At 47.2% G+C, this 12,268-nt stretch carries 11 protein-coding genes; 4 read left to right on the top strand and 7 right to left on the bottom strand.

The genetic code is table 11. The features are described from left to right. The first annotated feature begins 2 nt into the window (after positions 1-2). A complete protein-coding gene (locus tag MKZ12_RS12935) occupies positions 3-1,022 on the top strand; it encodes an alpha/beta hydrolase family protein (protein ID WP_339260751.1) in 1,020 nt (339 codons plus the stop codon). Positions 1,023-1,073: 51 nt separating this feature from the next. Further along, positions 1,074-2,246 (top strand): GDSL-type esterase/lipase family protein, encoded by a 1,173-nt coding sequence (locus MKZ12_RS12940; protein WP_339242065.1) that lies wholly within the window; start codon positions 1,074-1,076, stop codon positions 2,244-2,246. A gap of 134 nt (positions 2,247-2,380) precedes the next feature. On the opposite strand, the gene mnhG is transcribed toward MKZ12_RS12940, so the two are convergent. From mnhG to MKZ12_RS12970, 6 genes are read right to left on the bottom strand one after another with little or no spacing between them, the layout of a single operon-like run. After that, positions 2,381-2,773 carry a monovalent cation/H(+) antiporter subunit G gene (mnhG, locus tag MKZ12_RS12945; protein WP_076249568.1) on the bottom strand — a complete coding sequence of 131 codons (393 nt, stop codon included), beginning with the start codon at positions 2,771-2,773 and terminating at the stop codon, positions 2,381-2,383. Then, positions 2,757-3,041 carry a Na(+)/H(+) antiporter subunit F1 gene (locus tag MKZ12_RS12950; RefSeq protein ID WP_017688855.1) on the bottom strand — a complete coding sequence of 95 codons (285 nt, stop codon included), beginning with the start codon at positions 3,039-3,041 and terminating at the stop codon, positions 2,757-2,759. The genes mnhG and MKZ12_RS12950 overlap by 17 nt, the downstream gene beginning before the upstream one ends. After that, positions 3,041-3,517, bottom strand: coding sequence for a Na+/H+ antiporter subunit E (locus MKZ12_RS12955; RefSeq protein WP_339242068.1), 477 nt, complete (start codon positions 3,515-3,517; stop codon positions 3,041-3,043). The genes MKZ12_RS12950 and MKZ12_RS12955 overlap by 1 nt, the downstream gene beginning before the upstream one ends. 6 nt (positions 3,518-3,523) lie before the next feature. Next, positions 3,524-5,002: a Na+/H+ antiporter subunit D gene (locus tag MKZ12_RS12960; protein ID WP_339242070.1), complete on the bottom strand. Its 1,479-nt coding sequence runs from the start codon at positions 5,000-5,002 to the stop codon at positions 3,524-3,526. After that, positions 4,995-5,333, bottom strand: a complete 339-nt coding sequence (locus MKZ12_RS12965) for a Na(+)/H(+) antiporter subunit C (RefSeq protein ID WP_036670645.1) — start codon at positions 5,331-5,333, stop codon at positions 4,995-4,997. Before MKZ12_RS12965 ends, MKZ12_RS12960 begins: the two co-directional genes overlap by 8 nt. 1 nt (position 5,334) lies before the next feature. Beyond that, positions 5,335-8,289: a Na+/H+ antiporter subunit A gene (locus MKZ12_RS12970; RefSeq protein ID WP_339261396.1), complete on the bottom strand. Its 2,955-nt coding sequence runs from the start codon at positions 8,287-8,289 to the stop codon at positions 5,335-5,337. Positions 8,290-8,586: 297 nt separating this feature from the next. Here MKZ12_RS12970 and MKZ12_RS12975 point away from each other — a divergent pair, with 297 nt between their 5' ends. Together MKZ12_RS12975 and MKZ12_RS12980 are read left to right on the top strand one after the other, a co-directional pair. Next, positions 8,587-10,230 carry a diguanylate cyclase gene (locus MKZ12_RS12975; protein WP_339260752.1) on the top strand — a complete coding sequence of 548 codons (1,644 nt, stop codon included), beginning with the start codon at positions 8,587-8,589 and terminating at the stop codon, positions 10,228-10,230. Positions 10,231-10,301: 71 nt separating this feature from the next. Then, entirely contained in the window at positions 10,302-10,823 is a 522-nt protein-coding gene (locus MKZ12_RS12980) for a hypothetical protein (RefSeq protein ID WP_339260753.1), read from the top strand. 116 nt (positions 10,824-10,939) lie between these two features. Here MKZ12_RS12980 and MKZ12_RS12985 read toward each other — a convergent pair whose 3' ends face one another. Then, positions 10,940-12,070, bottom strand: coding sequence for a GGDEF domain-containing protein (locus tag MKZ12_RS12985; RefSeq protein WP_339242076.1), 1,131 nt, complete (start codon positions 12,068-12,070; stop codon positions 10,940-10,942). Between the last annotated feature and the right edge of the window lie 198 nt (positions 12,071-12,268).

Genomic DNA, 12,268 nt, shown 5'->3' on the forward strand with positions numbered 1-12,268 from the left:
CCATGTCGGATATTGAAGCCTATTTACAACAACAAACGAATCTCCGTGGACGTTCCGCATATCAGGCAGATCAACCCCTGGAGTTATGGCGCAGTCAGTTATGTACCCGCGTGAAAGAGCGGCTGGGCGGTTTTCCAACCAGGGACGCAGCATTGAATCCTGTCTTACTGGAGCGCATCCCATGTGACGGGTATATCCGGGAGCGGGTTGAGATCACGACCTATGCCGGGCTCCGTATGCCTGTGTATGTATTGATTCCAGGGGATGGAAGCACTACCGAGGTGAGAAGACCTGCTATCGTTGCTTGTCATGGGCATGGCTATGGTAGCCGAGAGATCTCTGGTATGGAACCGGATGGTTCACCACGGACTGGAGAGCCCGGATTACACAAGGATTTTGCAGTAGCGCTTGTGAAGCGTGGATATGTGGTTGCGGCTCCAGAGCTGCTCGGGTTCGGTGATCGAAGACTGGCAGAGGACCGCGATACGCCACCAGGGGTAAGCTCCTGTACGAAGATTGCGGCGCATCTGCTCATGGTGGGGAAGACTCTCGCCGGGCACAGGGTATATGAAACAACTAGAGTACTGGATTATCTATTGACCCGACCAGAAGTGGATACGGAGCGAATTGGAAGCATGGGTATCTCGGGTGGTGGTCTGGTTACGGCATTTTCAGCCGCATTGGATGAACGCTTCCATGCAGCTGTAGTAAGTGGCTATGCAAGTACATTCCAGGGCAGCATACTGGATCGCAACCATTGTCTGGACAATTATGTGCCAGGTATCCTGCGTGAAGCGGAGTTGCCCGATCTCATCGGCTTGATTGTACCTAGACCACTCTTTATTGAAGCTGGAAGTGATGATCAGGTATTTCCGCTCGATGCAGCAAGAGAGGCCTATAAGCGATTGACATACATCTATGAACAAGCGGGGGCATCAGAAGCACTGGATGCGGATTTCTTTACAGGTGGACATGAGATTAGCGGAGCGAAGGCCTATGACTGGCTTGATCGAGTTCTGTAAAGTTGTGGATCATGCACCAACCTAATATGGATTCGAGAGGAGAATTCAGTGATGAAATGGTCAACATTGGTAAAGTTTCTGCTCTGTTTTATTCTGTTTGCAAGTACGTTGAGCATCGGTCTGGGAAGCAGTGGAGGGCAAGTTGCCAAGGCAGCAACGGACAATTACAGATTTGATTTCGGTTCGGGTCCGGTTGAGAGCGGTTACACAGGCGTGTCCGCAGGAGATGCCTACACGGCTACTAAAGGGTATGGGTTCAATACACCAGCCAATATGCGAAATGTGTCTGCTTCTGGAAGCGGAGTAATGAGTGACGCCGTACAGTTTCTGACGTTTGGCACGAAGAGCAACAACACCTTCAATGTGAACTTGTCCAATGGCCTATATGAGGTCAAAGTGGTACTGGGCAATACAGCCAGAGCAAGTGTGGCGGCAGAAGGGGTGTACCAGATCATCAACATGACGGGCAACGGGGCGACGGATCAATTTCAAATTCCGATAACTGATGGGCAACTCAATCTGCTCATTACGGAAGGAAAAGCAGGTACTGCATTTACACTCAGCGCACTCGAGATTCGGAAGATATCCAATCAGACCGTAACCAACCGCACGATCTATATCGGTGGTGACTCAACAGTTTGTAATTACTATCCGCTTGGCAGCAGTGTTCAAGGAGGGTGGGGGCAGCTGTTACCGTCTTATGTGAACAACGCTACGTTCCAGGTTCGTAATATGGCATCAAGTGGTCAGTTTGCGAGAGGATTCCGCGACGATGGTCAGATGGAGGCGATTCTGAAGTATATCAAGCCGGGAGATTATTTTATTTTGCAATTCGGGATTAACGATACCAATGCCAAGAACAATACAACGGAGGCGCAGTTTAAAGAGATTATGCGGGATATGGTGCGTCAGGCGAAGAACAAAGGAGCAACGGTTATCCTCTCCACGCCACAAGGCCGGGCAACAGACTTTAATACAGCCAATGTACATCAAGCGGAGAACCGCTGGTATAATCAATCGACTCGTGCACTGGCTCAGGAAGAGGGGGTCACACTGGTTGAACTGAATAAGTTGAGTTCTGCTTATTTCACGTCCATTGGTCCGGCGGCAACACTCGCTCTGTATATGACGGGGGATAGTCTGCATCCGAATCGTCAAGGTGCTGCACAGCTTGCACGCATTGTGGCTGCGGATCTGAAAAGACAGGGATTGAGTGGATTCTAATGATGAATATTATCTGCCTGCATGATCCGGATATGATATGAATTGCGTATGATAAATTAAAAAATACCCCCGTGAACAGCCCGCGAAAAGGGCGGCTGATCCTTGGGGGTATTCGCTATTTCTGAGATGGAGGATCACTCCATCATGTCTTTGGCTTCATGGTTCACCTTTTTACCTTTTAACAAGGGTTCCAGTTCATCTTGTACACTCTGCTCCCACAGTGGTACATCTGTGCGATAGGCGGCCCGTCCGTTCAGATGTCCGGCGACCGGAGCCGTGATGAATACAAACAGGATACCTAACAACAAACGGGCACTGATATAGTTATCGAAGTACCAGAAGTAGAAAAACGTAGCGCTTAGTACACAGAACACGCCAAGCGTCATACTTTTGGTTGCGGCATGGGCTCGTAGATATACATCGGGCAGACGAATAAGTCCGAACGCACTGAGGGCGCTAAGCAATGCACCAAGCAGTACGAGTAAACCTATGGCTGTTTCAGCGGTTACCTTAACGATCTCCATCATTTTTGAATACCGCCCCCCGTTCAATATAACGTGCAAATGCCACTGTACTTAGAAAAGCCAGAATACCAATCAGCAAGATGATATCCAGATATGCCTGAGTTTGCAGCATCATCGAAAGAACGGCGACGATGGCAATTACATTGATACCGATGGTGTCCAATGCTGTGATCCGATCAGCCATGGATGGTCCCCGAAGCACCCTATACAAGCACCCTAGTATGGCTAAGGAGAGAATGAGCAATGAGATGAACAACAGTGAGGATAACATTAACGCGTCACCTCCATAATTGCTTTTTCGAATGTGTTTTGAATATTATCTCTCATTTTCTGTTCATCCTTGATATCTAGCGCGTGGATAAACAGTTTGCGTTGGTTACCCGAGATCTCAAGTGGCAGAGAACCCGGTGTTAATGAAATAAGTAGGCAGAGCAGGGTGACCTCCCAATCCGAGGACAATTGAGTTTTATACGTAAAAATACCGGGCCTTATGTCGAGCTTGGGCTTGATAATCTGGCGTATAACCTCAATGCTGGCTCGCACCAGTTCCTTGAACAGTAATGTAATCAGTTTGCAGATGGCCCAGACTCGAACAATATAGAAGCGCTGGGGGAAGAATCTCCGCATCCCCCCGATGAGAAGTAGTCCGAGCAGGTAACCTATGAGAAAACCAACACCATTCCAGGCGTTGTTCAAAAACATCCATACAAAGGCAATGATAAGATTAAGTACAATCTGAAAGGCCATAGACATCTACTCCTTCAATACGGCATCAATATAAATATTGGGATGCAGTAGAATATCGCCTGCGCGGGAGGTCAATTGGAACATGCCTTCAGCCCCCACACCCATTACGATGATGAATACAAACAGAATTCCGGCAGGAATCAGCAGGCCGTTCACCGCGTATGGCCGTCTTGCAACACCGGCAGGCGGTTCGCCCCAGAACGCTTGTATGAAGATGCGCAGTACCGAATATAACATTAACAAGCTGGAGAGCACCGCAATACCGGTCAGACCATACAAGCCTGCCTGCAAGCCACCTTCGAAGAGAAGCAACTTCCCCGGAAAACCACTGAATGGAGGCAAGCCTGCCAAGGCAAGTGCGCTAATGAAGAACATCCAGCCGAGCAGCGGATAGCGATGGATCAGCCCGCCCATGTTGTCCAGTTTGGATGTTCCGGCAACTGCGATCAACGCACCGCCGAGCAGGAAGAGCAATGTTTTGATTAACATGTCATGAAGCATGTAGAAGAGCAGACCTTCCAGCGCTGGACGACTGGCTGAAGCCATACCAAAAGCGACAAAACCTACACCTGCAACCACGTTGTAGATGAGAATTTTGTTCACATCGCGGTACGAGATTGCACCGATAACACCAAGAACCATCGTAGCACCAGCCATCCATCCGATCAGGGCATGGAAGAAATCAGGATCATGATAGAAGATCAGTGTGAATGTTCGCACAATGGCGTACAAGCCAACCTTGGTAAGCAATCCTGCGAACAATGCAGTGACGACAGCAGGTGGTGCCGCATAAGAGCCCGACAGCCAGAAGAACAGGAACAGTCCGGCCTTGATGCTGAATACAATCAGGAAGAGAACAGCAATTAAGGTGATGACACCGCTCTGTCCCACTTCAGCAATTTTTACGGACAAGTCTGCCATGTTCAGTGTGCCAGTAATGGAGTAAAGGAAGCCAATGGAAGCGACAAACAGGGCTGACGAAACGATGTTAATCAAGACATATTTGATCGTTTCACGAAGCTGCCTTTCCGTACTACCCAATACAATCAGTGCATAGGAAGAGATCAGCATCAGCTCAAAGCAAACAAACAAATTGAACAAATCTCCGGTTAGGAATGAACCGTTAACTCCCGCGATCAGAAAATGAAAGAACGGATAGAAGTGATGTTCTTCTCTCTCCTTGTTTACACTGCGGAATGCATACAGCAGACAAGCCAGCGCAATGATGGAAGCAGCAACCACAAGCAACGCAGACACCATATCAGCAACTAGCACAATACCATAGGGAGGTGCCCATCCGCCCATATTAAGCGTGAGCACTCCAGTTTGAGTTACACGAGTAATAAGTATCGTTGAGACCGCTGCTGTAAACAAAAGCCCGATGACACTAATGATCCGCTGGATATTTGTTTTTCGGAAAAAGAGCAAAGCCAGAACACCTGTGATTAAAGGCAACAGAATCGGCAGAACGACGAGATTATTCATATGGGCGCCCCCTTACTTCTTCCATATCGTCTGTTTTTAATTTCAGATAAGAACGATAAGAAAGAACAAAGAAGAACGCAGTGAGTCCAAAATTAATTACAATAGAAGTTAGTATTAACGCCTGAGGAAGAGGGTCGACATAGCGCTCGGCCATCTCCCCAAGCAGGGGTGGTGCCCCGGTTTTGAGACGTGACATGGTGATCAAGAGCAGATGTACACCATGGGTTAGTATGGACATGCCAAGTACGATACGGAGTAGGCTCCGCGACAAGATTAAAAAGACAGCAACCGCAAACAGAATGCCAACGGCTACACACATCAATATTTCCATATCAGCGATCCTCCCCGATCTGTAGAATGATGGTCATGGTGACACCCAGGACAGCGAGATACACGCCAAGATCAAACAGCATGGCCGTGGCGAGTTCTGTCTCTCCTAGCAAAGGGAGTTCGAAATAACCGAAGGTTTGGCTTAGGAACGGAACTCCGAATATAAATGAACCTGCACCTGTCAGTAACGCGATACCCAATCCGATTCCTGTTAGAACACGGAAGTCAACGGGTAACGCTTTGCGTATCGTATCCGTACTGAATGCCAGGGCAATCAATACGAGCGCTGCCGCTGTAACCAAGCCACCGATAAAACCTCCACCCGGATTGTGATGTCCTGCGAAGAACAGGTGCATGGCAAACGTCAGAATGATGAACACAACGACCTTGGTGGTCGTTTGCAGCAATACATCATTACTCTGCAAAGGTACAGTATCCCACGAGGATGAGCTCCGTTCACGGTTACCATACTTTTTCGTATTATCCGCTTCATCATCCAGAGCAGGTTCAGACTCCTGACTTTCGTCCTTCTTACGGAACTTCAAGCGGGCTCCGAGATCTTTGGCTTCGAGGTTCAGATTAATCATGGAGTAGATGGATAATGAAGCAACGCCGAGCACCATAATCTCCAGTAACGTATCGAATCCACGGAAATCAACCAATAACACGTTCACGACATTTTTACCACCAGCAGAGTCATACGCTTCTTGCAGGAAGAAGGTAGAAATGCTGTCCAGTGATGCTGTTCCGCTTGCAGCTAGAGCAACAAAGGTCATCACAACGCCGACTGCAATCGCTACGATCATATTTACCGTGAGATAACTACGGCTTGATTTGCCACGTTTCAATTCAGGCAGATGGTAGAAGCAGAGCAGGAACAATGCAACGGATACCGTCTCGACAATCATCTGTGTCAAGGCCAGATCGGGCGCCCGAAAGAGCACAAACAGCAGGGTTACGATGTAACCAACCGCACCGGTCATAATGACTGCCGACAGTCTGTTTTTGGCAAAAGGAATCGAAACCGCCGCACCGATGAGTGTGACCAGCAGAACGACCTCATAAAATGAGAAAGGTGCATTGCCCTGCAGATTCCAGGTAATATTTTCACCTGAACGGAAGAAGGCATAAACCAACAAGGCAACCGTGAATGAGAAAATGTAAACCAAATAATTACGAACCGAGCCATTCATATAGGCTTCCGTCCATTTGCGTGCATAATGCTGAAGATTATCCAGTACAACATGGTACATATTGTTAATGGTTAATCCTTGCGGATAATGCTCATAAATATTCCTCCATCGTGGCAACAGCTTGTAGAGAGTGATTCCGAGAATCACAACTCCGATCGTCATAATCAGTTCCGGAGTCCATCCATGCCACAGGGAGAAATGTACATCGAAGCGTTCAGTTCCATCTAAGAGGGATGGAAGTACGGCTGCCATGGCCGGTTCAATCAGTGATCCGGCCAGCAGATTCGGGAAGAGTCCGAATACAACGACAAGAACACCTAGAACAACGGGCGGAATGAGCATACCAACGGGCGCTTCGTGCAGCTTCTCGGCAGGGATCTCGCTTTGGCTACGACCGAGGAATGTTTTGAACACGATAATCAGCGCATAGATCAGGGTAAACACACTTGCAAGCCAAGCCAATACCGGCAAAAGAACACTCCAGGAACCAAGTCCAAAGATTCGCAGATGCGTGACTTCGACCATCGCCTGGAAGAATAACTCCTTGCTAAGGAATCCGTTGAATGGCGGTATCCCCGCCATAGCAAGTGATCCGATCAATGCTACGGTGAATGTAATTGGCATGAATGAAGCAAGTCCACCGAGCTTTCGGATGTCACGTGTACCCGTTTCATGATCAACAATGCCTACGACCATGAACAGAGCGGCCTTGAAGGTCGCGTGATTAAAAAGGTGAAGCAGCGCAGCGGTTATTGCCACGGTGTACATCGCAGAGGATTCGCCATATCCGAAGAAGAGAGCAGCAGATCCCACCCCTAAGAGGGACATGATCAGACCAAGTTGAGAGATGGTTGAATAGGCGAGAATCGCTTTGAGATCGTTTTTTTTCACCGCCAGGAATGATCCATAACACAAAGTCAGGAGACCAACGCCGGTAACTAGCCAGAACCAGAGCCCCTGTCCACCGAAGATCGGTGTAAACCGGGCCACAACATACAGTCCTGCCTTGACCATCGTGGCGGAATGCAGATAGGCGCTGACAGGTGTCGGAGCTTCCATGGCATCCGGCAACCAGATATGAAACGGGAATTGGGCTGACTTGGTGAAAGCTCCAATTAAGATCAAGACAAGTGCGGGCAGGAATAGTGCGCTTTCCTGAAACTGTCCCAAACCTGCAATAGTCGCACGAATGCTGAATGTTCCGGTAATGAGATACATCATCATGAATCCGGTGAGCATGGCGAAACCGCCAAATACCGTAATCAGGAAAGATTTTTGTGCTCCTGAAGTGGAAGCTTTGCGCTTGTAATGAAATGCAATCAACAGGAAAGACGTAATACTGGTCAATTCCCAGAACCCGTAGAGCACGATCATATTATCAGACAGCACCACGCCCAACATAGCTCCCATGAACATCAACAGATAAAGGTAGAAGCGGTTTAGCGCCTCTTTCATATCCATATAGAAGATGGAGTAGAGAACAACGAGGACACCGATTCCGGTGATTAGCAGTGTCAGCATGAGGCTCAGACCGTCCAGATAGAGGTTAAATCCAATGTCCAGTGAAGGAATCCATGGAATATTTCCGGATACAGTATCGCGCTGTGACACAGCGGGTATGAGACTCGTAAAGTATACAAATAATAGTGCCGGGACGATGAGGACCGGCCATCCCAAATGAATTTTACGGAAGAAACGATGCAGCATGGCAAGGAGAATGCCAGCGGCAAAAGGCAGAATAACAGCAACATGAAGCAGGCTCAACATTACACCCCCAATGTTTAGTATTTCGACTACTCTCTCTGTGACATACAGGCGCATAATCCTCAAAGGGATATGCTTGCTCTCTATATTCATAACCCAAGTATGTATATACAGAATCGTGTCTATTCTTTGAATGGAAGAAACACGGTGAAGATTTCCGTAATTATTGTATGGGCTTGTATAATAAAAAAACACACAAGTTCCGATAAATATGAAAACGATTAGGTGACATCCCGTGTACCCTTTGCAGCATACTAATGTTGAAAAGCAAGATGGTTTCACCGTGTAATGGAGGAAATGATGTCATTCAAGATTAGAACTGTGCTTACTGTCATCTTCGCTGTGTTATCCCTGCTGGTTACCTTGACGATTGGATCTGTTTTTAGCAAAAAATCATTCGTTGCTGTGGAGACCGAGATTGGTCATTCACTTACAGGTACGGCCTCACAAGCTTCGGACAAACTGGATCGGTTTATGTCCGCGCGCGCCGGTGAACTGGATCTGCTGGGCCGAATGGCTTCGCTCGAAGATGGATTCCAGCCTGATGAGATTCAGATGTTGCTGGATCAGCTACAAGATAGCTTTCCCTCATTCTCATGGGTTGGATTCATGAACCCGAAGGGAAAAGTGCTAGCCGCGACAGATGGTATATTGCTTGGAGAAAATTTATCAGAGCGACCTGTGTATCAGGAAGGGATCAAGGGTAAATTCATTGGAGATGTGCATAACGCAGTACTTCTGGCCAAGCTGTTACCGAATCCAACGGGAGAGCCGTTGCAATTTGTCGATATCAGTTTTCCACTGAAGGATAGCAAGGGACATATTCAGGGTGTGCTAGCTGCACATTTAAGCTGGGCATGGGCGAAGGAAGTCGAAGAGTCCGTGCTTGCCCCATTGAAAAGAGAAGAAAAAGACATTGAGTTCTTTATCGTAAGCAAAAAGGAACGTACCGTACTGCTGGGGCCAAAGGAATGGATCGGTAAACCGTTGGCATTGCCTGGCATCGAAGAGGCCGAGCGCAACAAAAGCAGCTGGTCCATTGAAGAGTGGCCTGATGGTAAGGAATATGTAACAGGGTTTGCCTACAGCCAGGGTCATCTGGATTATCCCGGATTAGGCTGGACTGTGGTTATTCGTCAAGTCAAGTCGACAGCGTTTGCATCTGTTTTTGACCTGATGCGGTTTAATGTGTGGGCTGGTCTTGCGGTTACTGCGCTGTTTGCACTGATTGGCTGGTTTGTCTCACGTCTGATCTCTGCCCCGCTTGTACGTCTCACTAGAGTGGCCAATCGACTCCGGGCAGGTGAAGAGATTGAGATTCCTGAGAATAAGGGAATTAAGGAGATTGAAGTGTTGTCCCGCTCGCTTCGCGATATGCTGACCTCTCTGATGAATAAAGACTCAGAGCTGGTTGTAATGCAGAATCTGGCACATTTTGATCAGTTAACGAGTCTGCCGAATCGTACTGCCCTTGAAGTGTATCTGGAGGAGTCTCTGGAGACCGAAAGTGAAAATCACACGCTGACTTTTCTCTATCTGGATCTGGATGGATTCAAACGAGTCAACGATACACTTGGACATCAGGTTGGAGATGTTCTTTTACAAAAAGTGGCCCAGCGTCTGTCCTCTCTTGGTCAGGAGAAGGGCATAACGGTTCGATTGGGAGGAGATGAATTCCTCATTGTACTTCAGTCGGTCGGAAGTCATCCGAGGGAAGAAGCCGGCGCTTATGCAGAAGCCATCATTCAAAGTCTGAACAAGCCGTTTATTATTGAATACGAGCGAATTCGAATTGGATGTAGCATCGGAGGGGCTGAATATCCAACCAACAGCAACAACCCATCTGAGATTATCCGAATGGCGGATGAAGCATTGTATGAGTCCAAACGTGCAGGCAAGAACAGAATGACATTTTACTCCGAGTTGAAGCAGAATCAATAGCGTATAATAACAGGAGCTGGGTTATCCCAATCACCTTACTGCGGATCATCGTATAGACAAGGAGGGGTGAAATGTCTGGTAAATATACATCGGTACCTTACGGTTATGAGCCACCTGCGGCCAGCCATAAAGGGACACTGACTTTTTATGACTCGTTTGAACATGTGACTGATGAGCAACTCGAACGTGCCGTTGCAACGATGGATACTCGTTCATTCTTACAGCTCGTGCTGTATCCTTTACACGAGAGTACATTTAAGCGAATGAGCAAGGATACAATCCAGGCATATTACAAAAGAGAAGACCGTCTGCATGATTGGCGGCGGGAGCATCCCAATTCACGTATACGTGTGGAGGGGCTTGAGGGCAAGAGAAAGAAATATACGCCTGTGGATAGTGCACTGCGACATATCACTGCGGAATATCCCGCTCCTCATTTTTTGTATATGACAACTGAGATGGCAAATATGTTTGCTTCGTTTGACTCTTTCAAGGATTGGATCAAAGAGCTGCGTCTCATCATTGATGGATCATCCGGTGATCTTCATCCCAGGCTGGAGCAAAATCGTCACCGCTGGGAATGGGCGGAATGAGCACATTAAACGTATGAAGAGAATCAGCCTGCTGATGTTATGCAAACCCAAAAAAAGTTGTGTTGTACAAACCGGGATTCCGGAGTACAGCACAACTTTTTTTATTTATATTTTCTCTACGAATGCGAAGTCAGTTCAAGTGATGTTACGGTTTTATTTTTACCTGTTCGTTTGGCGGCATACAAACAGGCATCCACTTCTTCAAACAATTTGTCTTTGCTTAGATTAGGACTGTAGCTTTTGAGACCGATACTCACCGTGATGGGAGCTCCTTCAAGTTCCAGATGGCCCATCAGGGCAATCTTCTGACGAATCTGTTCCACCAAGGCATAGGCCTGCTTGAAAGATTGCTCAAACATCAATAAGGCGAACTCTTCGCCCCCGTACCGTGCGGCAATATCACTGGAGGTAATGGTTTCCTGAATGATCAGGGACACCTTCTCCAGAATGATGTCTCCAACCCGATGACCATAAGTATCATTAATGGATTTAAAGTCATCAATATCAATCAAAGCCAGATGCAGACTCATGCCGCTGTTGGCATACTCGAATGCCTTTTCGTAATAATCCTTGAATGAGCTTTGATTATAGAGGTTGGTTAAACCATCTGTTTTGGACTGTTTGGTCATAATGGCATTTCGCACAATAAGGTCCTGCTTGGCAAGCATACTGGCCTGAAGATCGTCCAAAACCTCAACGCCGCTAGTCACGATAACCTGTGCTACATATGTACCTAAGATTAGAAAAGCAGGAATGGATACCATATCAAATGAAGACAGGTACAACCGGTAGGCCGGATCGAACAACACCAGAAGGTAACCTGTCATCTGCATCAGAAAGACAATCCAGACTCTTTTTTTATTGAAGAACAGCACCGAAGCGAAGATGGGCAACAGGCAGATGGCTAATATAATCCGAATATCATAATTGACATGAATAATCGTCCAGGCAATAACGGTGCTGGCGATAGACATGGTATAGAAGGAATAGGAACTGAAGCGTCGATCAACCCAGCTTGCGAACAAAATGCAAGAACTGCTGATGGCCGTAGGCCAGAACAGGACATTCATCAAGAAATCTCGAGGTGTGCGATCATACTCCAGAAACAGGAAACAGCCAACCTGAATGGCAAAATGTGCAATGATGACAACCCAGTAGGCATGAAGCATTTTCTGAATCCATTTGGAATGCTTGAACTCGTATTCGGTTGGAATGTGGCTGCTATTGTATGTATGGAACCTTTTCATATATCACCGCTGACTGCATCATAATGGTACGACAGAATGACTCTCGTATATGATGATTATAAATCACAATGGACAAAACGCAAATCATTATATTCTAAGCATGAGAACTAAGCTTACATTATATCAAATAGAAAGGCAGAAACTTTCCGAAAAAGGGACATACAAATTTCGGTGAGAGCATCATAGACTGTTAAAAGG

Source organism: Paenibacillus sp. FSL R5-0713 (assembly GCF_037973325.1).
Classification (GTDB): domain Bacteria; phylum Bacillota; class Bacilli; order Paenibacillales; family Paenibacillaceae; genus Paenibacillus.